The sequence below is a fragment of the Pseudomonas sp. Tav-5-1A genome, from assembly GCF_055755055.1.
Genome location: NZ_CM146901.1, coordinates 3,683,807 through 3,707,100 on the forward strand (window position 1 = coordinate 3,683,807; position 23,294 = coordinate 3,707,100).

Genomic DNA, 23,294 nt, shown 5'->3' on the forward strand with positions numbered 1-23,294 from the left:
GCCCCCCTGGCTGACTGCTTACCAGTTGTAGCGCACACCCACGTTGGCGCCCCAGGGCTGCTCGATATGCGTGCCGTTGCTGTAATCCAGGTCGACGTGCACCTGCAGGCCCTTGCTCAAGGACAGCGCGACGCCGGTACCCAGCTCACCGCGCGAGCCCGAGAGGTCATTGTTGAAGCCGTTGCCGTTGACCGCCACGCGGTTGTTGTTGGCGAACTCATGGGCAACGGCCGCACGCACGTAAGGCTGCACGAATTTTCCGCCGCCCAGGTCAAAAGTGCGCCCGGCGGTGGTGCCAAGCTTGCCCAGCAGCGAATGCGTGCGGTCGCCATCAGCTTGCATGCCATTGTCCAGCTGGTAATCGGCACCCCCAATCACTACGCCCGCCAGCTGCGTATACGGTTCGATGAAATAGCCGTGGCCCACGTCCAGATGACGCCCCACCTCCACGGAGGCGCCCACACCGGAGTTGGTGTAGTTACCCTTGCTGCGCGTACCGTCGCTCATGGCGACTTTGGAGGAATTCTGGAAGCGGTTGAATTTCACCACGCTGTCCACGTAGTAACCGCTGGCCTGGTCCATCCAGGTGCCGTAGGCGCCCAGGTAATAACTGTCTACCGTGGCCTGCGTGCCGCCAGCCAGGTTCAGGCTGGAGTCACTGTAGCCGCCCATCACGCCCACCAGCCATTGCCCATCACCAAAGGGCAAAGGTGCGTCGGCACCAAAGGCCAGGCCCTGCTGATTCTGCCGGTAGCCAACCCCGCTGCTGGTGCTGACGTTGTACTGGTTGCCGTAGGCACGCATCCAGCCGCCCGTTGCACTGCCCCCGTAGCGCAGCTCACCCATCCGCGAACGCAAGGTGGTGAGTTCGCCGTACCAGACAGTAGGCGCAGTATTGAACAGCGCCAGCACTGAAGCGGTGCCCGGGCTGATGGTTTCGGTGCCTGGGTCCAGGAACCAATCAGTGCCGTGCTTGATCAGCTCATACGAATAAGTACCCTGGTTCACCGGCCCGCCCAGCAGGCTGAACTCAGCCGTGGAGCCCGCACCGGTGTGCACCACCTGCATGGGGTTGCCGGTGGCCGGGTCAGTACCGCTGGCACTGAGCAACAGTTGGTGCTGGCCGCTTGCCTGGCCGCTCACATCAATGAAGCCTGACTTGTCCTGGCCAAAGTCCACGTTCATTTTGAACGTCCCCGTGCCGGCCAAAGACCCCAGGCTAAGGCGGTAGAACTGCCCTGCAGTGCCCAGCGCCACGGTACTGTCGCCCAGCGTCAGCGACTGGACGCTACTGTCGCCGGTGGCCACCCAGGTAGAGTCAGCCAGGGTGGCATTGCCGACCTGGGTCAAGGTGCCCGTCAACAAGGACTGGCCGCTGAGGGCCAGGCTATTGACGTTGACCACATTGCCGGTGAGCTGCGAATCCTGCAGCGTCACTGCGGTGCTGCCGACGCCATCATTGCTCACTGTGCCGTTCATCACGCTGCCGGCCAGGTGCAGAGTGCTGACGTTGCGCGCATCGCCTGTAAGTTGCGAGTCCTGAAGGGTCACCGCAGTGCTGCCGACGCCATCATTGCTGACCGTGCCGTTCATCACGCTGCCGGCCAGGTCCAGGGTGCTGACGTTGCGCGCATCACCCGTAAGCTGCGAGTCCTGAAGGGTCACTGCGGTGCTGCCGACGCCATCATTGCTGACCGTGCCGTTCATCACGCTGCCGCCCGCAAGGCTCAGGGTGCCCACGTTGAGGACGTTGCCGTTGAGTTGAGAACCTTGCAGCGTCACTGGCAGGGTGGCGGCATCCGTGCTGACGTTGCCGTTCATCACGCTGCCGGTCAGGTTCAGGCTACTGACGTTGTGCACGTCGCCGTTCAGCTGGGAGGCCTGCAGGCTCACCGTGGTGCTGCCACCGACGTCGTTGCTGACATTACCCGTCATGACACTACCAGCAGCCAGGCTCAGGCTATCAACGTTGAGTACACCGCCATTCAGGTGTGAGCCTTCCAGGGCGACCGTGGTGCTGCCGGTGCCATCGCTACTGACACCGCCCTCAAGCGTGCTGCCGGTTAGCTTCAGGTCCAGCGTGCTGCCGGCACCGACGGTGGTGTTGCCGGTGAGAGTGGTGTTGGCCAGGTTCAAGCCCAAGGTGCTGCCCGCGTCCACACGGACATCGCCCGTGACTACGCTGCCTGCCGCTTGTACAGCCACCGTACTGTTGCTGTCGGCGATGATGCCGCCGTTGACGACGGTGCGCGTCAGGCCAATGGTGGCCTGGCTGTCCGTCACCGCCAGCGAGCCGTCAAAGGTAGAGTCGCTGGCCTGCACGTTGGCTTGTGAACGGTCCACCACATTCAGTGCCAAGCCGCTGCCACCGCGTATCAGTGAGCCGTTGGTGACTGAAACGTTGCCGATACTGGAATAACCCAGGCCGCCTATTTGAATGCCTGTCACGGCACCCGTCACTGATGAGGCGTCCACCGTCAGGGTACTGCCATAAACGCCTCGGTACTCTTGAATATAAGCACCGTAGGCTTCGCTGGTTATCTGCGAGCCATTCCTGATGTTGATTTGCCCCGCGTACATCACCACGCCTCCAGGTATTATCGTAGGCGTTATGGCATCCCCGTAGCCATGAACAACACTGTTATCAAGGTTGATAATTCCGCCCACGTCAACAGCAGCGCCCGCGATCCCGGTCAGCTGGCTATCAACTATCGTGGCGCTCCCGCCTCGTAGTGACACCGCGTCGGCACCACTGCCACCAGTAATAGTGCTGTTGTGAACTACGGCAGTGGCGGTGTTAATAGCAAGCCCCGCTACCCCTAGGGCGCCGGTGAGCGTAGACGAATCGACATTCGCATGGCCACCAGATTGAGCGCGGAGGCCCCTGGTGACGGTGGTCCCGCCGGAAACATTGGCAACGCCGCCCAAAGCCACCACAATGCTCGCGACTTCGAAGCCGTTGGTATTCAGTAGCCCCCCCTGGTTAATTACCGTGAAATCATCACCGATCTGAGGCAAGATCATATCAAAGACGACCCCGTCCACCGTCACCGCGGCCGCAGTGCCCACCGGCACCCAGCCGATAAACAAAGCCACGCCCAGCGAGGCGGCGCCCAAGGAGAAGCCCGCACAAATGGGGGGAGGCTGAAATGCACTACTCCCGTTTTGCACCTTATATATTTCAACCATGGAAACTTACTCCTAACCAATGAATGCAGCACATCCGAAAGGTCGTGAACTTACACTTTTTGCCAGGAGTAGCCGTTAGGATGCTTCCACATTTGCTGTAGGAATTTTCCTCACACAAGAAAGATTAAACACTCAGGAGGAAATATCCCTCCTGAGTATTATCGGCCTTGGCAACCACGACCACTCACATTACCGAGCGCTGTCGATCAAGGCGCTGGAGGGCATGGACTGCCATCACCGTACGCGCGGCGGATGTACAAGTTGATGACGTCGCTGTCACCTTGCTTGCCGAGTGGTGTGGTGATGTTATATCTAACTTCAGCGCGTTTTAGATGCACTGCCGCGACTAAAGCGGTATTGGGGATAGTAAATTCAACACCTCGGTCAATGTCCGTTCCGTTCATGGTATAGGGTGGACAATCTTCTTCGCCCACCGACCCGGAGCCTGGCTCATAACCGTCAAACGCTTCAAATGTAACTGTCGCGACAGAATCCACCGGGAATCGTCCTTCAGCCGGCGGAATAAATACTTTAATCCCGTTCCATGGCTCATCACCGCAGTCAATGACGTACGCGTCATAGGGCGGAGTGGTCGGCATTTCAATCGTTTGCTTGCCCGGAACTGTCAACACTTCCAGATTGATAATACCGCCTATTTGTGCGTCCACCAGCGTATCGATAGACTGTTGGTACTGCCCGTCCAGCTCGGCGGTTTTTACTACCTTGTAGTACACCTTTACGGCAGGCCCATATGCCCCTGCCTCTATGTTTACCCACGCGACCGTGCCCGTCACAGTGGCCCCTACGGCGGCGCCACCTGCCAACGATGCATTGGCCACTGGAGTATCATTACCTTCCCAGTAGAACAGCAATGTTTCATCGACGGCGAAGCCAGCGGTCAATATCACTTCAACCGTCGCGGGCTGATTGACATCGGCCGCCACCAGTTTGTTGTTATTGGCCGGGTTACCACCATGATTGGCGCCCTTGACCACTGCTACAGGCAAAGCATCGTTTATGGGGCCCGGTTTGTCAGGGTCTGGCGCGGGGCCAGGGGCGGAAAGGTCGACCGCTACCTGCAGTACAGCGCTTTCCACGCCAATCTGGGTATTACGCCGGCAGATTTTTACCCGTACATCAATACCGGTGCCCTCGCCTTCGGTAAGGATCGGTAACCACGGCACCAGAATGTCGAAAACCTCACCAGGTGCGTCAACAGAGTACGCTGGGGCAGTCGCCGCCCCCCAGTACAGGTCGGCGCGGTCGCCCAGCTTCCAGTCTTCATGCTTTGGCACACGAATTAACACACCAGCCTGGATATCCAGGCGGGTAATCGTAGCTCCTGGTGTGAAGGTAACCAACGTCAGCACATCATTGGGCACGAATACCGGCAGCGGCGAAAGCACCACGGGGAACGGTACACGGAAGGTATCGGGGTCAAGTATATTGTTGCCGGCACGGTCGTATACCCGGTACGCCACTACCACGATTCCTTCCGTGACCAGCTGAAACTGCGCCAAGGAAATAGTCACTTCAACGGGGTCGTTAGGATCGTTGATGTCAAAGTCGGCCACGACTAAATCAGCGGCTGTGACCAGGTCCGATTTTTTGATCAGGGTCACCACTACACGATCGCCTCGGGCGATGTCCGACCATTTCGGAATAGTCACCTTGAGGCCATTGTTCGCCGTGAGGTATTCAAGCGTCACGCCTTCCAGCACAGCAGTAGGATAAACAATCGGATCCAGAGTACTGCCATTGTTGGGCACGTCCAGGTCGACGGTGAGGGTGAAAGGGTCCGAACTCTCGTCGGAGCCTTGGGAGTTCAAGTGCCAAACCAGTATATTGGCGTTACTGCGGGTCAGTTGATTGTGCGGGATGATAATTTTTCTGTCAGCCGGGGGCGTGTTCGCTGGGAAGTCGACCGTCGCAATGACTCCTTGGATGCCATTCCATGTAGCGCTGACTCGCGCAGACAGTACTGGGTCCCCCACATAGGTGACCAATACCGGGAGGTCGGCGGATGTGCGTTCACGGCGCAGCAAGTTTATTTGGTCACCTGGCAGCGGTGGGTCCAGGTTAGGCAGCAGCCCTTCGGGTTCCGGGGGGAACAGCGCCTGGATGCCTGGGCCTGCTACTTTGGCCGCTGGCTTGTGGGTGGAAAATTGCGCCCGCCATGCCTTGAGTCTTTGGGCAAGGGTGGAAGTATTCGAAGCCATGATGATGTCCTTCAGCAGTAGATTGCGTAGCGCCGGCAGGGCTGCCCCTGCGGCATTCGCAAGGCGTGGCAACGGCCAACACCTGCTGATACCCATTGAATGCCTGATCCACCGGCCCGCCTACTGACAGAACTGACAGGTACCCCCCACCAGCCGACAAGCGGTACACTTGGCGCCCTTGGGCGAAGGATGGTCACTGCCACAGGCTGAAACCGATCCCAGCCCACCCCGCCGCCTGGCGAAAAACAATGTCAACAAGGACCACAGGCCCGTGAGCAGCCCCACCACCCCGCCCCGCCACCGCGTCACCATGCTCGACGTTGCCCGCCGCGCCGGGGTGTCGAAAGCCAGCGTGTCGCGCTTCATCGGCGACGACAAAGCCCTGCTCTCGGACGCTATCGCCCTGCGCATCGAAAAAGCCATCGGCGAGTTGGGCTACCGCCCGAACCAGATGGCGCGGGGCCTCAAGCGTGGGCGCACGCGCCTGATCGGCATGCTCATGGCCGACATCCGCAACCCCTACTCCATCGCCGTGATGCACGGCGTGGAAACCGCCTGCCGCCGCCATGGCTACAGCCTGGTGGTGTGCAACACCGACCGCGATGGCGAACAGGAACTGCAGCAGCTGCAGGCGCTGCGCAGCTACAACATCGAGGGGCTGATCGTGAACACCCTGGGCAAGCACATGGACGAGCTGCGCGAACTGCAGAGCGAGCTGCCCATGGTGCTGGTGGACCGCAAGCTGGAAGACTTCCACAGCGACATGACCGGCCTGGACAACGCTGGCGCCATGCGCATGGGCCTGGTGCACCTGAAGGCCCGCGGCTACCGCGACCTGGCGTTGGTCAGCGAGCCCCAGGACGGCACCAGCTCGCGCAACGAGCGTATCAGCGCGTTCGATGCGCTGGTGGCGCAGGACAAGCAACTGCGTGGCTCCAGGCTGCAGACCGGCGAAGCGCTTGAAGTCCGCCTGCGCGAGTTTCTTGCCAGCAACGACCACGGCCCCAAGGCGCTGTTCTGTGCCAACGGCCTGGCAGCGCTGGCCGCCGCCCAGGCGTTGCGCACGCTGGGCTGCAACCTGTTCGACGACGTCGGCCTGATTGCCCTGGACGACCTGGACTGGTACCCGCTGGTGGGCAGCGGTATCACTGCCCTGGCGCAGCCCACCCATGCCATTGGCGTGCGTGCGTTCGAGTGTCTGCTGGAGCGGTTGCGCGGCGATGCGGGGCCGGCGCAGCGCTTTGATTTCGCCGCCGAGCTGGTGGTGCGCGGTTCTACCCCGCAAAAGCAAGTCCCGACCGCGTAACGGCCAAACGCCGCCTGACGGCAGCTGCTACGCGATCGCGTGTGCCTCCCCTTCGTAGCAGCGGCCGCAGGCCGCGTCCCAGCCCCCAGGCGTATTGCAGCGTGCGCGGCGGCGCGCAGGGGCTTGACGTGCGCGCGTGGAAGGTGTTTTCTAATCACCACTGAAACCGATTTCAGTGCTGCTAAAACAACAACAATATCAAAGAAGGAAACCAGGCCATGTGCCGTCTCTTTATTTTCAATATCGCGCCAATTCCCACGAAAAACTGAACCACCGGCCCCACGCCGGGGTCTTCCGCATACCTTTTTATTGATTGAAATGTAACCGGTTTCAGAGGCCCAATAACAATGAATCTCTACCCCGTGTCCATCAGCCTGTCCAGCTACGGCGCCACCCTGGTTCGCGAACAGGGCCAGGTGCCCTTCGCCGCCCTGCTCAAGCAGGCCGGCGCCAACGTCATCGAATGGCGTGAAGAACTGTTCACCACCCTCGAAGCCGACCAGTTGCGCCAGGCCGCCGAAGCCCAGGGCCTTGCCAGCGTGTATTCGTGCCCCATGGAGCTGTGGCAGGCAGGCCGCACCGAGCCGGACCCGGCGCTGGTCACCGCCCTGGCCAACGCCGCGGCCTGCGGCTCGAAGTGGCTGAAGGTGTCGCTGGGCTTCTTCGCCCCGCACAACGACTTCACTGCCCTCAAGCAACTGCTGGCCGACCAGCCGGTGCGCCTGCTGGTGGAGAACGACCAGACCACCCAGGGCGGGCGCATCGACCCGCTGGCGCGTTTCTTCACCCGCGCCCGCGAGCATATGGTGCCGGTGGGCATGACCTTCGACATCGGCAACTGGCAGTGGCAGGACCAATCGGTGTTCAGCGCCGCCGTGCAGCTGGCGCAGTACGTGGAGTACGTGCACTGCAAGGCCGTGGAGCGCACCAGCGCCGGCAAGCTGGTGGCCATACCGCCGCACCCGCGTGACCTGGAGCTGTGGGAGCAATTGTTGCGGCGCATGACCCCCGGGGTGATGCGCGCTGCGGAATTTCCGCTGCAAGGCGAGGATCTACTGCAGGTAACCCGTGGCCACGTGGCCACCCTCGCCCACTTGGGCCAACCGCAGGCAGGGAGCGTCGCCCATGGCTGATATCCTGTGTTTTGGTGAAACCATGGCCATGCTGGTGGCCGAACAGACCGGCGACCTGGCCGCCGTCTCGCACTTCCACAAGCGCATTGCCGGCGCCGACAGCAACGTTGCCATCGGCCTGTCGCGCCTGGGTTTCAAGGTCAGCTGGCTGAGCCGCGTGGGCAATGACTCCCTGGGCCGCTTCGTGGTCGACACCCTGCAGCGCGAAGGCCTGGACTGCCGCCACGTGGCCGTGGACAATGCGCACCCCACCGGTTTCCAGTTCAAGTCCCGCGAGGACGACGGCCAGGACCCGGTGGTGGAGTATTTCCGCCGCGGCTCTGCCGCCAGCCACCTCAGCATCGCCGACCTCAACGATGACCTGCTCGGCGCCCGCCACCTGCACGCCACCGGTATCCCGCCGGCGTTGTCGGCCAGCGCCCAGGAGCTGTCCAGCCACCTGATGCAGACCATGCGCGGTGCCGGCCGCAGCGTGTCGTTCGACCCCAACCTGCGGCCGTCGTTGTGGCCCAGCCAGACGCGCATGATCAGCGAGGTCAACGCCCTGGCCAGTCATGCCGACTGGGTGTTGCCGGGCCTGGCCGAAGGGCGCCTGCTGACCGGCTATGAAACCCCGGGTGACATCGCCGCGTTCTACCTGGACCACGGCGCGGAAGCGGTGGCCATCAAGCTGGGCGCGGAAGGCGCCTATTACCGCACTGCCCTGGGCGAAGGCTTCGTGGCCGCGCACAAGGTGGCCAAGGTGGTGGACACCGTGGGCGCCGGCGACGGCTTCGCGGTGGGCGTGATCAGCGCGCTGCTGGAAGGCCTGCCCCTCGAGCAGGCCACCGACCGCGGCAACTGGATCGGCAGCCGCGCCGTGCAAAGCCAGGGCGACATGGAGGGCCTGCCCAGCCGCGACCAATTGCTGGAAGCCGCGGCCCTGCGCCGCGCCTGATCCACTCGAACAACCCTGTTGCGACAACAACAAAATGCTCAGGAGCCTTGCCATGCAACCGCTGAAACTGGCGCCGCGCCGTTGGTGGGTGATCATGCCCATCGTGTTCATCACCTACAGCCTGGCCTACCTGGACCGGGCCAACTATGGCTTTGCCGCTGCCTCCGGCATGGCCAAGGACCTGGCCATGACGCCGGGGCTGTCGTCCCTGCTGGGCGCGCTGTTCTTCCTCGGCTATTTCTTCTTCCAGGTGCCTGGGGCCATCTACGCAGAAAAGCGCAGCGTGAAGAAGTTGATCTTCGCCAGCCTGATCGCCTGGGGCGCCCTGGCCAGCCTCACCGGCATGGTGGAAAACGCCTATTGGCTGATTGCAATCCGCTTCATGCTCGGCGTGGTCGAGGCCGTGGTGATGCCGGCCATGCTGGTGTACCTGTGTTACTGGTTCACCCGCGCCGAACGCTCGCGCGCCAACACCTTCCTGATCCTCGGCAACCCGGTGACCATGCTGTGGATGTCGGTGGTGTCCGGCTACCTGGTGCAGCACTACAGTTGGCGCTGGATGTTTATCGTCGAAGGCCTGCCGGCCATCGCCTGGGCGTTCATCTGGTGGCGCCTGGCCGATGAAAAACCGGCCGACGCCACCTGGCTCAGCGGCCAGCAGAAGCAGGACCTGCAGCAGACCCTGGCCGCCGAGCAGCAAGGCATCAAGCCCGTAAAAAACTACGCCGAGGCGTTCCGCTCACCCAAGGTCATCATCCTTTCGGTGCAGTTCTTCTGCTGGAGCATTGGTGTGTACGGCTTCGTGCTGTGGCTGCCGTCTATCCTCAAGCAGGGCCAGGAAATGGACATGGTCGAGGCCGGCTGGCTGTCGGCGCTGCCGTACCTGGCCGCGGTCATCGCCATGCTGGCGGTGAGCTGGGGCTCGGACCGCATCCAGCGGCGCAAGCGCTTCGTGTGGCCGCCGCTGCTGCTGGCGGCCCTGGCGTTCTATGGCTCCTATGCCCTGGGCAGCGAGCACTTCTGGTGGTCCTACGGCCTGCTGGTGCTGGCCGGCGCCTGCATGTATGCGCCGTACGGGCCGTTCTTCGCCATCGTCCCCGAGGTGCTGCCCGCCAACGTCGCCGGCGGCGCCATGGCGCTGATCAACAGCATGGGCGCCCTGGGCTCGTTCGCCGGTTCCTACCTTGTGGGCTACCTCAACAGCGAGACCGGCAACCCCGGTGCCTCGTACCTGCTGATGAGCGGCGCGCTGGTGCTGTCGGCGCTGCTGACGATATTGCTGGCCCCCGGCGGCTGCGACAAAGTCGCGGCGCGCACCCGCCCCCTCACTGCCCACCATTCCTGACGTCGAGAGTTCCTGATGAAAAAGCACGTGGTGCTGTACAAGAAACTGTCCCCCGCCCTGCTCGCCCGCCTCGGCGACCAGGTGGACGTGACCTACATCGAAGACCCGGCCAGCGACGGCCTGGCGCGCCTGCGCGAAGCCCTGCCCCAGGCCCACGGCCTGCTGGGCGCCAGCCTGAAACTGGACGCTGCCTTGCTGGACCTGGCGCCCAATCTCGAAGCCGTCTCCAGCGTATCTGTGGGCGTCGACAACTACGACATCGCCGACCTCAGCCGCCGTGGTGTGAAGCTCACCAATACCCCCGACGTGCTCACCGAGACCACCGCCGACACCGGCTTTGCGCTGATACTGGCCACCGCCCGCCGTGTGGTGGAACTGGCCAGCGTGGTGCGCAACGGCCAGTGGGCCGCCAGCGTCGGCCCCAGGCAGTTCGGCACCGACGTGCACGGCAAGACCCTGGGCATCGTTGGCATGGGCCGGATCGGCGAGGCGTTGGCCCAGCGCGGGCACTTCGGTTTCAACATGCCGGTGATCTACCACAGCCACTCGCCCAAGCCCGCCGTGGACCAGCGCTTCGGCGCCCGCCATTGCAGCCTCGACGAGCTGCTGCGCGAGGCCGACTTCATCTGCCTGACCCTGCCGCTGACCGCCGAGACCACGGGCCTGATCGGCGCCCGCGAGTTCGAGCTGATGGGGCCCGACAGCATCTTCGTCAACATCTCGCGCGGCAAGGTGGTGGATGAGCAGGCCATGATCCACGCCCTGCAAACCGGCCAGATCCGCGCCGCCGGCCTGGACGTGTTCGAGCGCGAGCCGGTGGACCCGAATTCGCCGCTGCTGCAACTGGACAACGTGGTGGCTACCCCGCATATCGGTTCGGCTACCCATGAGACGCGGGAGGCGATGGCGCGGTGTGCGGTGGATAATCTGCTGGCGGCGTTGAACGGGGAGCGGCCGCAAAATTGGGTTAATCCGTAAGGGACGCGGTTAGCAGGGACTGCTTTTTGTGGGAGCTGGCTTGCCAGCGATCTTTTAGGGCCTCAACAGCTCGCTGGCAAGCCAGCTCCCACAAAAGCTCCGCGTCATCAGGCCACTGCGCAGCGGTTACGCCCCTCTTGCTTGGCCTGATACAGCAACCGGTCACACAACGCGAACAGATCCTGGGGCTGCACCGCCTCGGGATTCTCGCTCAGCGCCGCGCCGATGCTCACCGTCAGCACCCCATGGCCGTCAGGCCGATGCTGGTGCAGTATCTTCAAGCCCCGCACCTCATTGGCCAGTCGCTCGGCAGCCAGCAGCAACTGCGGCTGCCCTTCCAGCGGCAGCAGAATCGCGAACTCCTCGCCGCCATAGCGGAACAGCTGCCCCTGCCCCACGCTCGCCGCCATCACCCGCGCCACTTCTGCCAGGCAGCGGTCGCCGGCCTGGTGGCCGTAGTGGTCGTTGAAGGGCTTGAAATAGTCGATGTCCACCAGCAGCAACCCGAACCGTTGCCCCACCTGTTCCATCAGCGCCCAGCGTTCGCTCAGGTGCTGGTCGAAGGCACGGCGGTTGCCCACCCGCGTCAGCGCGTCGGTGATGGCCAGGGCCTGCAGGCGCTGGTTGAGGTCGTAGAGTTGCGCCTGCTGCCAGCGCTCTTCCTGGTCGGCCAGGAAGGCCCGGCGCACGCTGGTGATGTTGGTCCAGGCAATGAACAGGCTAAACAGCAACACCGGCAGGTACACCACCACGAACACCAGCAGCGCCTTGGGGTCGCCGGGGTGCAGCAGGGCCACGTTGCCCACCACCACCGCGCTGATGGCCAGGGAAATCCACAGCGTGCCCTTGAACGACACGCGCACGCCCAGGTTGCACAGCAGCACGAAGATCACCGAGGCATACAGGAACGTCGGCACGTCGGGAGAATGGCTGCGCTTGAGCAGCTCGAACCAGGCCACCGCGCAGATCAGGTCGTGCACCGGCATCAGCAGGTCGAGCAGCAACAGGTTCCGGCTGAAACGGAACACCAGGAAGATGTTCACCAGGCCCACCGCCACCAGCGTGGTGCGCGTGACCACCGAGGCCCAGGCCATGTCCGGGATCAGGATAGCGTCGGCGAACACGTAGGAATAATAGGCGCCAGCGGCGATCAGGTTGATGGCTAGCAGAAAGCTGCGGTAATGCTCCAGCACGTAGGCTTCGAACGCCGGGCGCAGGTGCGCCGGAATGGGCTGGACGGAATCACGGAAACGCCGGCGCGCGGGCTGTTCGGGCATGGTCATGGCGTGCGCCTGTGGCTACCAAGGGGGGCTGGCGCAGTGTAAGAGCGCCAGTACCCGGGCGTCCAGTTGCACCGGCGCGGGGCACGCCGAAACATTATGTAACCGTGAACTGTTTGGTTTTAGCGCAGGCCACGGGTTCCAATGGGATCTTTTCCAAGGGAGATTCACATGCCGACCAGCCAACTTGTCCTGCTACTGCTCATCGGCGTCGCCGTGATGGCCTGGGGCGCGCGCCTGGACCTGAAAAACCACCGCAAGGAAAAGGCCGAGCGCCAGGCCCGCGAACAGCGCGAGGCGTGAGCCATTGGGCGGGGTTCATTGCCCCGCCAACCGCCCCAACAACCCCGCCAACTCCTGCCACGGGCCCTGCTCGCGGCGCGCCCCGCACCCGGGTCGATGGTTGAATGCCTCGCACGGGTGGTTCGCCGACTGCGACGCCTGGCACTGGCTGCAGGTGATGCGCCCATCCTGTACCGTCCAGCGGAAGGTCCAGCCGGCCAGCCGGTCACTGGGGCTCATGCTGTCGCGCAGCGCCTGCGCGATCTCATCCATTACCCCCATGTCGCCCATGCCCGCCTCCCGCGCGTTGTGTACTGGTTGGGTAGTATCTTGGCAGGCATTGCCGACAGTGGTACGACGACAAGGGGCGCAGGACGGTCATTCGGGTGCCCTATCCGGCCATCCGAGTGTTAGTTGAACTGCGCGCGGTACTCCGCCGGGCTGCGCCCCAACCGCTCGCTGAACAGCAGGCGCATGTGCCGCACGCTGCCAAAGCCGCTCTTGAACGCCACAGTCTTGAGGGGCAACTCGGTGCTTTCCAGCAGGTTGCGCGCACGGTCGATGCGCGCGTTCTGGATGAACGCCATGGGCGTCATGCCCACGTCGCGGGTGAACACCCGGCTCAGGTGGCGCGGGCTCAACGCGGCCGCCTCGGCCAGGCGTTCGAGGGTCAGCGGCTGCTCCAGGTGGTCGAGGATGTAGTGCTGCACGCGGGTCACCGGCGAGTCCTGGGCGGCCACCTCGGCCACCAACGGGCTGAACTGCGCCTGGTCGCCCTGGCGACGCATCAGCACCAGCAGCACCTTGGCCACGTCCAGCGCCACCTTGCGCCCGTGGTCATGGGCCACCACCGACAACGCCAGGTCGATGCCCGCGGTCACCCCGCCGGAGGAGATCAGCTTGCGGTCGTGGATGTAGATGTCCTCGGTGCCCACCTGCGCCTTGGGGAAGGCCTTGATCAGCCGTTCGGTGTAGTGCCAGTGGGTGGTGACGCGGTGGTCGTCGAGCAGGCCGGCGTGGCCGAGAATGAACGCGCCGGTGCAGATCGAGCCATAGCCCTGCACCGTCTGTGCGGCGGCGCGCAGCCAGGCCACCAGTTCGGGGTGCTGAGCGTTGTAGGCGCCGGGGCCGCCGGGCACCAGCAGCAGGTCGACGTCGGCGCAGGCCTGCTCGACCAGGTGGTCGGCCTGTACGGTGATGCCACTGGACGAGCGCACGCTGCGCTGCTGGGTGGCGAAGGTGGAAATGCGGTAGTGCTGGCAAGGCGCCAGGTAGCGGTTGGCGATGGAGAACACCTCCACCGGGCCGGCCATGTCCAGCAGCAGGAAGTCGGGGTACAGCGCGATTGCAACGTGTTTCATGTCCAGGGGCCAATTGCCTGTGCTCAAGCAGGCGACAGTACCCTGTCCAGCGATAATGGCAAGCGCAACCCTGTAGCAGCGGCCGCAGGCCGCGTCCCAGGTGGGGGCTGGGACGCGGCCTAGGGGCCGCTGCTACGGGTTTTGTGTTACTTCTTGGCGGTCAGCGCCACGTAGCTGTTCATCAGGTTGCGGTAGTTGGGCAGGCGCTGGGACAGCAGGTTGCCCAGGCCTTCGATGTCGTTGCGCCAGTCGCGGTGCAGCTCGCAGGCCACGGCGAACCAGTTCATCAGCTGCGCACCGGCGGCGCTCATGCGTGCCCAGGCGGCCTGTTGCACGGTGTCGTTGAAGGTACCCGAGGCGTCGGTCACCACGAACACGTCAAAGCCTTCGGCCAGTGCCGACAGGGTCGGGAACGCCACGCACACGTCAGTCACCACACCGGCGATGATCAGCTGCTTGCGGCCGGTGGCCTTGATGGCCTGGACGAAGTCGGCGTTGTCCCAGGCGTTGATCTGGCCAGGGCGCGGGATGTACGGCGCGTCCGGGAACATCTCTTTCAGCTCGGGCACCAGCGGGCCGTTGGGGCCGTTTTCGAAGCTGGTGGTGAGGATGGTCGGCAGGTTGAAGAACTTGGCGCAGTCGGCCAGGGCCAGCACGTTGTTCTTGAACTCGTTGGGCGAGAAATCCTGCACCAACGAGATCAGGCCGGTCTGGTGGTCGACCAGCAGTACTACCGCGTCATCTTTGTTCAGGCGGTTGTAGACAGGGGCGTTGCTCATGACGAACTCCTAACGTGTGGTTTGACGGATTCAGAACGAGAAGCAGGAACAGCCCAGCGCACCCCAGAAGCCCTGGAAGTCGCTGATTGGCGCGTTGGACTGGCGCGCCCGGTCGTGGCCATGGGCGTGCACCGCGCACGGGCCGCTGCAGTGGTGCACCTGTTGCGCCATGGGTGCTTGCGGGCGCCAGTGGCCCGGCACCTTGACCACCGGCGACCACTCGGGCACCACTGGCAGGCGCGGTGGCGCCAGGTCGCAGAATTCGGCGTCGGCGTGCACGACCTTGCCGCCGACCACGGTCAGCACCGACTCCAGCCATTTGATCGCCTCCTCTTCTACCGCGAAGAAGTCGGCCGACAGCGCCGCCAGGTCGGCCAGCTGGCCGATCTTGATCTGGCCCTTGTTGCCCTGTTCGGACGAGAACCAGGCGCTGCCGTGGGTGAACAGCTCCAGCGCGGTCTCACGTGGCAGGCCCTCAGGCTGCAAGGCCAGGCCGCCGACGGTGCGGCCGCTGACCATCCAGTACAGCGAAGTCCAAGGATTGTAGCTGGACACCCGCGTGGCATCGGTGCCGGCGCCCACCGGCACGCCCTCGGCCAGCATGCGCTTGATCGGTGGCGTGGCTTCGGCGGCCTGCTGGCCATAGCGGTCGACGAAATACTCGCCCTGGAACGCCATGCGGTCCTGAATGGCGATGCCGCCGTTGAGGGCGCGCACCCGCTCGATGTTCTTCGGCGAGATGGTCTCGGCGTGGTCGAAGAACCACGGCAGGCCGTTGAACGGGATGTCGCGGTTGACCTTCTCGAAAACGTCGAGCATGCGCGAGATCGACTCGTCATAGGTGGCGTGCAGGCGGAACGGCCAGCGCTGTTCCACCAGGTGGCGCACCACCGGTTCCAGCTCTTCTTCCATGGTTTGCGGCAGGTCCGGGCGCGGCTCCAGGAAGTCCTCGAAGTCGGCGGCGGAGAACACCAGCATCTCGCCGGCGCCGTTGTGGCGCAGGTAGTCGTCGCCCTGGTGCAGCTTGACGCTGGAGGTCCAGTTCTTGAAGTCGGTGAGCTCTTCCTTGGGCTTCTGGGTGAACAGGTTGTAGGCGATGCGCACGGTTAGCTGGTCGTCCTTGGCCAGTTGCTCGATCACCTGGTAGTCATCGGGGTAGTTCTGGAAACCGCCGCCGGCGTCGATCACGCTGGTCAGGCCCAGGCGGTTCAGCTCGCGCATGAACTGGCGGGTGGAGTTCACCTGGTATTCCAGCGGCAGCTTCGGCCCCTTGGCCAGGGTGGCGTAGAGGATCATGGCGTTGGGCCGGGCAATCAGCATGCCGGTAGGGTCGCCGTTGGCGTCGCGCTGGATCTCGCCACCGGGCGGGTTCGGCGTGTCGCGGGTGTAGCCCACCACGCGCAGGGCCGCGCGGTTGAGCAAGGCGCGGTCGTACAGGTGCAGCACGAACACCGGGGTGTCGGGCGCGGCCTGGTTCAGCTCCTGCAGGGTGGGCATGCGTTTTTCAGCGAACTGGAATTCGTTCCAGCCGCCCACCACACGCACCCATTGCGGCGTGGGCGTGCGGTCGGCCTGCTCCTTGAGCATGCGCAGGGCGTCGGCCACCGACGGCACGCCTTCCCAGCGCAGTTCCAGGTTGTAGTTCAGGCCGCCGCGAATCAGGTGCAGGTGCGAGTCGTTGAGGCCCGGAATGACGGTGCGGCCTTTAAGGTCGATGACCTGGGTGCCCGCGCCGCGGAAGGCCATGGCCTGGGCGTCGCTGCCCACGGCCACGAAGCGCCCGTCCTTGATGGCCACGGCGCTGGCCGTGGGGTTCTGGCGGTCGACGGTGTGGAACTTGCCATTGAGAAGAATCAGCTCGGCGTTCATTGCAGCTCCTGGAAAGGAAGAAAAATCAGGCGTAGCGCAGCGGTGCGGGCAGGCGCAGGCCCAGCGCCAGCCGGCCGGGGCCGCCAATCAGAATCGTGGTAAACAGAATCAGCAGCAGCCAGGCGAACTGGCCCTGTTCAAGGGTCCATTCGGGGTGCACGAACACCAGCGCCACCAGCAGCACCGCCAGCACCGGCAGGCAGGCCAGGCGGGTCAGCACGCCGGCAATGATCAGCAGCGGGCACAGCACCTCGGCGAAAATGGCCAGGCACAGGGTGGGCACGGCGCCCAGGTGGAACGGGTCTTCGATCAGCTGCAGTTGCGCGTGGAAGTCGAGCAGCTTGGGCAGGCCATGCACCTTGAGCAAAAACACCGCGGCGCACACGCGCAGCCACAGCAGTGCAAGGTCGGTGGGGTCATGGCGGCGCTGGCTCATCGAGGGTCCTTGGCGGGTGATCAGGAGCGCCTATAGTGAGCGCCCTGCCGCCGGACCGATTGCACGGACGTGCTGTGTTTTGAACGGGTGTGCCCTTCGCGTAGCCGCTGCCGCCAGGCTGCGCTGGCCCCGTGCCCCACTGGAGATTTCCTGGGTTCATACCTGCCAGCGCAGCCTTCGGCAGCGGCTACGGTACGGGGTGCTTCATGGCAACGGCGCCGCCATTACTCGGCTGATGTGGGCGCGCAACCAGCGCTCGGCAGGGTCGTTGTCGTGCACCCCGCTCCACACCATCGACAGCTCCGCCGGCACGATCGGGAACGGCGGTTCGTCGGCGCGCAGCACGCCGTCTTCCACCAGCGCGCAGGCGGCGTAGTCAGGCACCGTGGCAATCAGGTCGCTGCCTTTGAGCAGCGCCCGCAGGCCATGGAACTGCGGCACCCCCAGCACCACCCGGCGGCTGCGCCCCACCTTGGCCAAGTCCATGTCGATGTTGCCGCTCAGGTCGCCCGAGAACGACACCATGGCGTGGGGCCGCTGGCAGTAATCGTCCAGGGTCAAGGGCCCTGGCGCGCTGTCGCCACGCAGCACCTTGCAGCCGATATCGCGCAGCTTGCGGCGCTTGGCGTTGGCCGGCAGGTCGGTGGTGTAGCTCACCCCCACCGAGATTTCGCCGCTGGCGAGCATGGCCGGCAGCAGCAGGTAATTGGCCCGGCGCACGACAATAATGATCCCCGGCGCCTCTTCGCGCAGCTGCGCCAGCAACGGCGGGAACAGGCCAAACTCGGCGTCGTCCGACAGGCCGATGCGGAAGGTGGCGCAGCTGGTGCTGGGGTCGAAATCCTTGGCACGGCTGACCGCGCCGGAAATGGTGTCCAGCGCCGGCCGCAACTCTTCCAGAATCGCCAGCGCGCGCAGCGTCGGCTCCATGCTGCGGCCGTTGCGAATCAGCAGCGGGTCATCGAACAGGTCCCGCAGCCGACCCAACGCGGCGCTCACCGCCGGCTGGCCAATGAAATGCTTTTCGGCCACGCGCGTCAGGTTGCGTTCGAACATCAAGGCTTCGAACAGCACCAGCAGGTTCATGTCGACGTGGCGCAGGTCGTTGCGGTTCATGGGCGGAGGGCTCCTGACGGGCTGGGGGTGGGCGACCCGATAGTGAAGCATAACTGCGGGCCGGCGTTTTGAATGATTGTGCTATTCGCGTGCCCGAGGGGTCATATAACCAGGCCCAGCAGTATCTGGAGAACAGACGATGAAAGCATTCAAGGCAGGCGACGCCGTACGCTGGAACGCCGAAGCCGGTGAAATTCACGGCAAGGTGGTCAAAGTGCACGTTCGCGACGTGGAGTTCATGGGCAAACACCGCCCCGCCTCCAAGGACGAACCGCAATACGAAGTCAAAAGCGACAAGACCGGCCACCTGGCCATGCACCACGCCCAAGCCCTACACCCCCTGTAGCAGCGGCCGAAGGCCGCGTCCCGGCCCCACATCGTACGCGTCGGCTTCGGACGCAGCCTGCGGCAGCTGCTACGGGTCAGGGTTGTTTTGGCAAGCCGGTTATCGAGGCCTCAACCAGCGCCCGGGCGATTTCCGCCAGGTGCTCGATGTTGCGTGCCAAGGGGCGCAGGTGCTGTGGGCAGTTCTCGACCATTTCGGCGGCGCCTGCGCTGGCGCTGCGGAGGTAGCCGGAGGCGTGGATGAGCACCTCTTCCAGGGGCATGCCTTCGCGCACGGCGAGAATGGGCATTTCGCCCTCGCTGGGGGCAAAGGGGTGGAAGGCGGTGGTGAGGTCGGGTGGGTCGGGGGTAACTGGGGTCATGGTACAGCTCCTGGGTTGCTGGGAGCCGGCAGCCTTCGCTACTAAACGAAGGGTGGCGGCTGTGACGACAGGTTAGTAGACCGGGAACCCAGGGACCCAGCGCACCGAAGTGCCCTGTGCACAGCCGCCATGAAAAGGCCTGCAACCGCAGGCTGGCAGCGTGAAAAACTGGATTGACGGGCTACTAAACCCGACCGCTGATAAGCAACGGCGGAGCGAGATTAGCCACTCAAACCCAGCACGGCAAGCGCCATTTTTCGAGCTGTAGGACGATTATCGCTGAAGTTGTAGGGCATTTCCTACGATTTTTTAGTAACCAAACACGGATTTCCGTAGCAGAAACTGTCTTTGTGGGAGCTGGCTTGCCAGCGAGTTTTTAGGGCCTCAACAGCTCGCTGGCAAGCCAGCTCCCACAACAACGTATCGGACGCGGCCTGGGGCCGCTGCTACAGGTTGCAGCGCCACAAAAGCACACCCATTCAATTATTCATCTACCCCACCCGCCACCCTGACGCCATCCGCTTACCCCTCTCTGGAGTTTGTCATGCGTCATACCCTGCTCATGCTCGCCATCGCCACGCCGCTGTCGGCGCTGGCCGCCACCGGCCCTGCGGTCGGGCCGCAGTACGACACCAGCCACGTGTACGTGGCGCCCGCCGACGTCGATGCTTTCGTGCAAAGCTTCACCGCCACCTTTGGCGGCAAGAGCACCCCGCAGGTGGTGGCCGACGTCACGCCCACGCCCAGTAGCACCACCTCGCAGCTGCTGCAGACGCCGTCCGGCACGGTGTCGCTGTTCGGCTTCAAGACGCCCATCCCGCACCCGTTCGGCGATGAGCGCAACGGCTACCTGGTCAAGGACATGGACCAGGCCGTCAAGCTGGCGCGCCAGGCCGGCGCCGACGTGATTGTCGCGCCGTTTCCCGACCCCATCGGCCGCGACGCCGTGGTGCAGTGGCCGGGCGGCGTGAACATGCAGCTCTACTGGCACAACACCGCGCCCAACTACACGGCGTTCCAGTACGTACCGGAAAACCGCGTGTACGTATCAGCCGACCGCGCCCCTGCCTTCATCAAGGCCTTCACCACCTTCTCCCACGGCACAGTGGTGGCGGACGACAAGCACGCCCCGGGCGCCGAGATCGGCCGCGACAAGGGCACCTACGAGCGCGTGCGCATCACCTCGGACTTCGGCCGCATGACCGTGCTGGTCACCGACGGTCACCTGCCCTTCCCGTACGGCCACGAAACCACCGGCTACGAAGTCGCCGACCTCAACGCCACCCTGCAGAAGGCCACCGGCAGCGGCGCCAGCGTGCTGGTGCAACCGGCCAGCAGCGACGGCCGCCAGGCGGCCATGGTGCAGTTCCCGGGCGGCTACGTGGCTGAAATCCACCAAGCCCTGGCCAAGCAGTGAGGCGGCCAATCGTCGGCCTGTCGCTGGCGCTGCTGCCGCTGCTGGCTGCCGCCGACGACACGCGCCCCGCCATCAAGGCCAACCGCTGGCAGGAGGACTGGTCGGCGCTGGCCTCGCCGGCCCTGCGCACCCAGCCGCTGGATGACCTCAAGTACATTGCCCTGGGGGACAGCGCCTGGCTGTCCCTGGGGGCCACCCTGCGCGAACGCCTGGAAATGAACGATGCCAACGGCTTCGGCACCAAGGGCGTGAAGCGCGACAACTACCTGCTGCAGCGCTTCCAGGTGCACGCCGACCTGCACTTCAACGAGCACTGGCGGCTGTTCACCCAGCTCGAAGACGTGCGCGCCTACGACAAGACCACCCTGGGCGGCGCCGACCAGAACCGCCTGGACCTGCGCCTGGCGTTCCTGGAATACATCAACGCCTACGACAGCGGCACCCTGAAGACCCGCGTCGGCCGCCAGGATTTCGCCTTCGACCTGCAGCGTTTCGTCTCCTCGCGCGACGGCCCCAACGTGCGCCAGTCGTTCGACGCCCTGTGGGCCGACTGGGAAACCGCGCAGTGGCGTTTCATCGGCATCGCCAGCCACCCGGTGCAGTACCGCGACGACCAGGACTTCGACGACACCTCCAGCCAGGCCGTGCGCTTCGACATGCTGCGGGTGGAGCGGCTGGTCAACGGCAACCAGGAACTGTCCGCCTACTACGCGCTGTACCAGCGCGACGAAGCCCAGTACCTGGACGCGTCGGGCCATGAAAACCGTTCCATCCTCGACGCCCGCTACGCCGGCACCGCCGCGCAGGTGGACTGGGACCTGGAGGGCATGTACCAGGGTGGCAGCGTGGGCGGCAAGGACATCCGCGCCTGGGCAGGCGGCAGCCGCGTGGGCTACACCTTCGCCAGCACGCCCTGGACGCCGCGCCTGGGCCTGCAACTGGACGTTGCCTCGGGTGACAGCCACCCCGGCGACGGCCGCGTGGGCACCTTCAACCCGCTGTTCCCCAATGGCTACTACTTCACCTTGGCGGGCTACACCGGCTACAGCAACCTGATCCACGTCAAGCCATCGTTGACGGTCAAGCCGCTACCGGGCCTGAGCGTGCAGACCGCCATCGGCCTGTTGTGGCGCCAGACCACCGAGGATGCGGTGTACACCCAGCCCACTATTGCCGTAGCCAACACCGCCGGCACCGGCCAGCGCTGGACTGGCGCCTATGCCCAGCTGCGCACCGACTACGCCTTCACCGCCAACCTCGCCGGTGCGGTGGAAGCGGTGCACTACGACGCCGGGCAGACCCTGCGCGACGCCGGTGGGCATAACAGCAACTACCTGGGCGTGGAACTCAAGTTCAGTTGGTAAGCGCCTGACGCGGCAGCGCCCGGCGCCACGCGAACGGCGTGGTGCCGGTCGCCCGGGTGAACACCCGGGTGAAGTGCGACTGGTCGGCAAAGCCGCAGTCCAGGCCCACCTGGGCGATGGACAGGGCCTTGTCGGCCAGCAACGCTTTGGCCCGCTCCAGCCGCGCCTGTTGCAGCCAGTCCCGGGGCGACTGCCCGGTGGTCTTCTTGAACGCGCGGGAAAAATGGCTGCGCGACAGCGAGCAAGCGCTGGCAATGTCGGCGATCGACGGGCTGCCGCCCAGCTGCTCCAGCATCAGCTGCTTGGCGCGCCGCGCCTGCCAGGGCGACAGCGCCAGGCGCTGGGGCTCGGGGGCGCTGTCGCCGTAGTGCACCAGCAGGTGCGCGCACAGGGCGCTGGAGTGCTGGTGCAGGGCTTCGGGCTGCGGCGTATCGGCGTCGGCCAGGGTGGCCGCCAGGGTCAACAGCAGGTCGAGGGTCACCGGGTCCAGCGGGCCACCAGGGATGTGGGTACGGGCGTTCATGGGCAAGAATTCCTTCTACGGTCCAGGCTGCCAGTCTCCCCGCGCGTACGCGCAACGTCCTTGCCGCCACCTTAAATGTTCTGAATTAAGAACGATTAAGGTTCGGCCAAGGAATTACCCCGGCATACCCGTTAGCGTTGGCCATTCCATACCCTACCGAGGCGTTCGCACATGGCTTACTTGACCACCACCGACGGCACGCAGCTCTACTACAAGGATTGGGGCACCGGGCAACCGATCGTGCTCAGCCACGGCTGGCCGCTGAACGCCGACATGTGGGACTACCAGATGAACTTCCTGGCGGCCAACGGCTTCCGCGTCATCGCCCACGACCGTCGTGGTTTCGGCCGTTCCAGCCAGCCGTGGACCGGCTACGACTACGACACCTTTGCCGATGACCTGGAGCAGTTGCTGGACGAGCTGGACATCAGCAACGCCATCCTGGTGGGCTTCTCCATGGGCGGCGGCGAAGTGGCGCGCTACCTGGGCCGCCACGGCAGCCAGCGCATCGCCAAGGCGGTGCTGGTGAGCGCGGTGACGCCGCTGATGAGCCGCCGCGATGACCACCCCGAGGGCATGGACCCGGCCATTTTCGACGGTATCCGTGCTGGCCTGCTCAACGACCGCGCAGGCTTCCTCGACGCCTTCGGCCCGGTGTTCACCGGCAGCGACAAGCCCGCCAACAAGGTCGGCAAGCCGATGCTCGACTGGACCCAGTTCCTGGCCCTGCAGGCCGGTTTCAAGGGCACCTATGACTGCGTGGCAGCGTTCTCCGAGACCGACTTCCGCGCTGACCTGCGCAGCATCACCATCCCCACCCTGGTCATCCATGGCGACGGCGACGCAGTGGTGAGCTTCGAGGTGACCGGCAAGGCGGCGGCCGAGCTGGTGCGTGGCGCGCAGTTGAAGGTCTACCCCGGCGCCCCGCATGCGGTGTATTTCACCCACAAGGACCAGCTGAACCAGGACCTGCTGGCGTTCGCCCGCGGGTAACGCAGCGCCTGCATCGCGACCAAGGTCGGCTCCTACCCCTGTCCGGCGTAGGAGCCGACC

21 protein-coding genes are annotated in these 23,294 nt (G+C 64.5%); 10 read left to right on the forward strand and 11 right to left on the reverse strand.

The genetic code is table 11. The annotated features are described in order from the left end of the window. Positions 1–18 precede the first annotated feature (18 nt). Together AC0J42_RS16735 and AC0J42_RS16740 are read right to left on the reverse strand one after the other, a co-directional pair. Complete coding sequence (locus AC0J42_RS16735; RefSeq protein WP_473002542.1) at positions 19–3,189, reverse strand: autotransporter outer membrane beta-barrel domain-containing protein; 3,171 nt, start codon at positions 3,187–3,189, stop codon at positions 19–21. A 206-nt stretch (positions 3,190–3,395) separates the two neighbouring features. After that, a complete protein-coding gene (locus AC0J42_RS16740) occupies positions 3,396–5,408 on the reverse strand; it encodes a hypothetical protein (protein ID WP_473002543.1) in 2,013 nt (670 codons plus the stop codon). Between the two features lie 271 nt (positions 5,409–5,679). Here AC0J42_RS16740 and AC0J42_RS16745 point away from each other — a divergent pair, with 271 nt between their 5' ends. The 5 genes from AC0J42_RS16745 (at position 5,680) to AC0J42_RS16765 (ending at position 11,107) form a co-directional block, all read left to right on the forward strand. Continuing rightward, on the forward strand, positions 5,680–6,714 hold the full coding sequence (locus AC0J42_RS16745) for a LacI family DNA-binding transcriptional regulator (RefSeq protein WP_473002545.1): 1,035 nt from the start codon (positions 5,680–5,682) through the stop codon (positions 6,712–6,714). Positions 6,715–7,061: 347 nt separating this feature from the next. Further along, positions 7,062–7,847: a sugar phosphate isomerase/epimerase family protein gene (locus AC0J42_RS16750; RefSeq protein ID WP_473002547.1), complete on the forward strand. Its 786-nt coding sequence runs from the start codon at positions 7,062–7,064 to the stop codon at positions 7,845–7,847. After that, positions 7,840–8,784: a sugar kinase gene (locus tag AC0J42_RS16755; RefSeq protein ID WP_473002548.1), complete on the forward strand. Its 945-nt coding sequence runs from the start codon at positions 7,840–7,842 to the stop codon at positions 8,782–8,784. Before AC0J42_RS16750 ends, AC0J42_RS16755 begins: the two co-directional genes overlap by 8 nt. A gap of 52 nt (positions 8,785–8,836) precedes the next feature. Further along, positions 8,837–10,129 (forward strand): MFS transporter, encoded by a 1,293-nt coding sequence (locus AC0J42_RS16760; RefSeq protein WP_473002549.1) that lies wholly within the window; start codon positions 8,837–8,839, stop codon positions 10,127–10,129. Positions 10,130–10,144: 15 nt separating this feature from the next. Next, positions 10,145–11,107: a 2-hydroxyacid dehydrogenase gene (locus tag AC0J42_RS16765; RefSeq protein ID WP_473002551.1), complete on the forward strand. Its 963-nt coding sequence runs from the start codon at positions 10,145–10,147 to the stop codon at positions 11,105–11,107. 107 nt (positions 11,108–11,214) lie between these two features. Here AC0J42_RS16765 and AC0J42_RS16770 read toward each other — a convergent pair whose 3' ends face one another. Continuing rightward, positions 11,215–12,390, reverse strand: coding sequence for a GGDEF domain-containing protein (locus AC0J42_RS16770; protein ID WP_473002552.1), 1,176 nt, complete (start codon positions 12,388–12,390; stop codon positions 11,215–11,217). A gap of 168 nt (positions 12,391–12,558) precedes the next feature. Between AC0J42_RS16770 and AC0J42_RS16775 the strand changes: the two genes are divergently transcribed. Next, entirely contained in the window at positions 12,559–12,690 is a 132-nt protein-coding gene (locus AC0J42_RS16775) for a hypothetical protein (protein WP_416424694.1), read from the forward strand. 15 nt (positions 12,691–12,705) lie between these two features. Here AC0J42_RS16775 and AC0J42_RS16780 read toward each other — a convergent pair whose 3' ends face one another. The 6 genes from AC0J42_RS16780 to AC0J42_RS16805 form a co-directional block, all read right to left on the reverse strand. Further along, positions 12,706–12,960: a hypothetical protein gene (locus tag AC0J42_RS16780; protein WP_473002554.1), complete on the reverse strand. Its 255-nt coding sequence runs from the start codon at positions 12,958–12,960 to the stop codon at positions 12,706–12,708. A gap of 119 nt (positions 12,961–13,079) precedes the next feature. Further along, positions 13,080–14,030 carry a GlxA family transcriptional regulator gene (locus tag AC0J42_RS16785; protein ID WP_473002555.1) on the reverse strand — a complete coding sequence of 317 codons (951 nt, stop codon included), beginning with the start codon at positions 14,028–14,030 and terminating at the stop codon, positions 13,080–13,082. Between the two features lie 146 nt (positions 14,031–14,176). Further along, positions 14,177–14,809 (reverse strand): isochorismate family cysteine hydrolase YcaC, encoded by a 633-nt coding sequence (ycaC, locus tag AC0J42_RS16790; RefSeq protein ID WP_027980710.1) that lies wholly within the window; start codon positions 14,807–14,809, stop codon positions 14,177–14,179. Between the two features lie 30 nt (positions 14,810–14,839). Next, positions 14,840–16,678, reverse strand: coding sequence for an amidohydrolase (locus AC0J42_RS16795; RefSeq protein ID WP_473002557.1), 1,839 nt, complete (start codon positions 16,676–16,678; stop codon positions 14,840–14,842). Positions 16,679–16,703: 25 nt separating this feature from the next. After that, positions 16,704–17,114 carry a DoxX family protein gene (locus AC0J42_RS16800; RefSeq protein ID WP_473002558.1) on the reverse strand — a complete coding sequence of 137 codons (411 nt, stop codon included), beginning with the start codon at positions 17,112–17,114 and terminating at the stop codon, positions 16,704–16,706. Between the two features lie 204 nt (positions 17,115–17,318). After that, positions 17,319–18,230, reverse strand: coding sequence for a LysR family transcriptional regulator (locus tag AC0J42_RS16805; RefSeq protein WP_416424699.1), 912 nt, complete (start codon positions 18,228–18,230; stop codon positions 17,319–17,321). Positions 18,231–18,369: 139 nt separating this feature from the next. Between AC0J42_RS16805 and AC0J42_RS16810 the strand changes: the two genes are divergently transcribed. After that, positions 18,370–18,576, forward strand: a complete 207-nt coding sequence (locus AC0J42_RS16810) for a hypervirulence associated TUDOR domain-containing protein (protein ID WP_473002559.1) — start codon at positions 18,370–18,372, stop codon at positions 18,574–18,576. Between the two features lie 76 nt (positions 18,577–18,652). On the opposite strand, the gene AC0J42_RS16815 is transcribed toward AC0J42_RS16810, so the two are convergent. Continuing rightward, entirely contained in the window at positions 18,653–18,937 is a 285-nt protein-coding gene (locus tag AC0J42_RS16815; protein ID WP_416424701.1) for a DUF6124 family protein, read from the reverse strand. 544 nt (positions 18,938–19,481) lie between these two features. Between AC0J42_RS16815 and AC0J42_RS16820 the strand changes: the two genes are divergently transcribed. Both AC0J42_RS16820 and AC0J42_RS16825 read left to right on the forward strand, forming a co-directional pair. Further along, positions 19,482–20,354, forward strand: coding sequence for a glyoxalase (locus AC0J42_RS16820; protein WP_473002560.1), 873 nt, complete (start codon positions 19,482–19,484; stop codon positions 20,352–20,354). Continuing rightward, positions 20,351–21,718 (forward strand): alginate export family protein, encoded by a 1,368-nt coding sequence (locus AC0J42_RS16825; RefSeq protein ID WP_473002562.1) that lies wholly within the window; start codon positions 20,351–20,353, stop codon positions 21,716–21,718. Before AC0J42_RS16820 ends, AC0J42_RS16825 begins: the two co-directional genes overlap by 4 nt. On the opposite strand, the gene AC0J42_RS16830 is transcribed toward AC0J42_RS16825, so the two are convergent. Further along, positions 21,708–22,241 carry a helix-turn-helix domain-containing protein gene (locus AC0J42_RS16830; RefSeq protein ID WP_473002564.1) on the reverse strand — a complete coding sequence of 178 codons (534 nt, stop codon included), beginning with the start codon at positions 22,239–22,241 and terminating at the stop codon, positions 21,708–21,710. The genes AC0J42_RS16825 and AC0J42_RS16830 overlap by 11 nt on opposite strands. A gap of 171 nt (positions 22,242–22,412) precedes the next feature. On the opposite strand from AC0J42_RS16830, the gene AC0J42_RS16835 reads away from it, so the two are divergent. Then, on the forward strand, positions 22,413–23,234 hold the full coding sequence (locus AC0J42_RS16835) for an alpha/beta fold hydrolase (RefSeq protein ID WP_416424705.1): 822 nt from the start codon (positions 22,413–22,415) through the stop codon (positions 23,232–23,234). Positions 23,235–23,294 lie beyond the last annotated feature (60 nt).

Coding starts and splice junctions, on each gene's coding strand:
- AC0J42_RS16755 (WP_473002548.1), top strand. CDS start 7,840: ATGGCTGATATCCTGTGTTTTGGTGAAACCATGGCCATGCTGGTGGCC.
- AC0J42_RS16815 (WP_416424701.1), bottom strand. CDS start 18,937: ATGACCCCAGTTACCCCCGACCCACCCGACCTCACCACCGCCTTCCAC.
- AC0J42_RS16785 (WP_473002555.1), bottom strand. CDS start 14,030: ATGAAACACGTTGCAATCGCGCTGTACCCCGACTTCCTGCTGCTGGAC.
- AC0J42_RS16810 (WP_473002559.1), top strand. CDS start 18,370: ATGAAAGCATTCAAGGCAGGCGACGCCGTACGCTGGAACGCCGAAGCC.
- AC0J42_RS16775 (WP_416424694.1), top strand. CDS start 12,559: ATGCCGACCAGCCAACTTGTCCTGCTACTGCTCATCGGCGTCGCCGTG.
- AC0J42_RS16735 (WP_473002542.1), bottom strand. CDS start 3,189: ATGGTTGAAATATATAAGGTGCAAAACGGGAGTAGTGCATTTCAGCCT.
- AC0J42_RS16765 (WP_473002551.1), top strand. CDS start 10,145: ATGAAAAAGCACGTGGTGCTGTACAAGAAACTGTCCCCCGCCCTGCTC.
- AC0J42_RS16835 (WP_416424705.1), top strand. CDS start 22,413: ATGGCTTACTTGACCACCACCGACGGCACGCAGCTCTACTACAAGGAT.
- AC0J42_RS16800 (WP_473002558.1), bottom strand. CDS start 17,114: ATGAGCCAGCGCCGCCATGACCCCACCGACCTTGCACTGCTGTGGCTG.
- AC0J42_RS16830 (WP_473002564.1), bottom strand. CDS start 22,241: ATGAACGCCCGTACCCACATCCCTGGTGGCCCGCTGGACCCGGTGACC.
- ycaC (WP_027980710.1), bottom strand. CDS start 14,809: ATGAGCAACGCCCCTGTCTACAACCGCCTGAACAAAGATGACGCGGTA.
- AC0J42_RS16770 (WP_473002552.1), bottom strand. CDS start 12,390: ATGACCATGCCCGAACAGCCCGCGCGCCGGCGTTTCCGTGATTCCGTC.
- AC0J42_RS16760 (WP_473002549.1), top strand. CDS start 8,837: ATGCAACCGCTGAAACTGGCGCCGCGCCGTTGGTGGGTGATCATGCCC.
- AC0J42_RS16805 (WP_416424699.1), bottom strand. CDS start 18,230: ATGAACCGCAACGACCTGCGCCACGTCGACATGAACCTGCTGGTGCTG.
- AC0J42_RS16820 (WP_473002560.1), top strand. CDS start 19,482: ATGCGTCATACCCTGCTCATGCTCGCCATCGCCACGCCGCTGTCGGCG.
- AC0J42_RS16750 (WP_473002547.1), top strand. CDS start 7,062: ATGAATCTCTACCCCGTGTCCATCAGCCTGTCCAGCTACGGCGCCACC.
- AC0J42_RS16795 (WP_473002557.1), bottom strand. CDS start 16,678: ATGAACGCCGAGCTGATTCTTCTCAATGGCAAGTTCCACACCGTCGAC.
- AC0J42_RS16740 (WP_473002543.1), bottom strand. CDS start 5,408: ATGGCTTCGAATACTTCCACCCTTGCCCAAAGACTCAAGGCATGGCGG.
- AC0J42_RS16780 (WP_473002554.1), bottom strand. CDS start 12,960: ATGGGCGACATGGGGGTAATGGATGAGATCGCGCAGGCGCTGCGCGAC.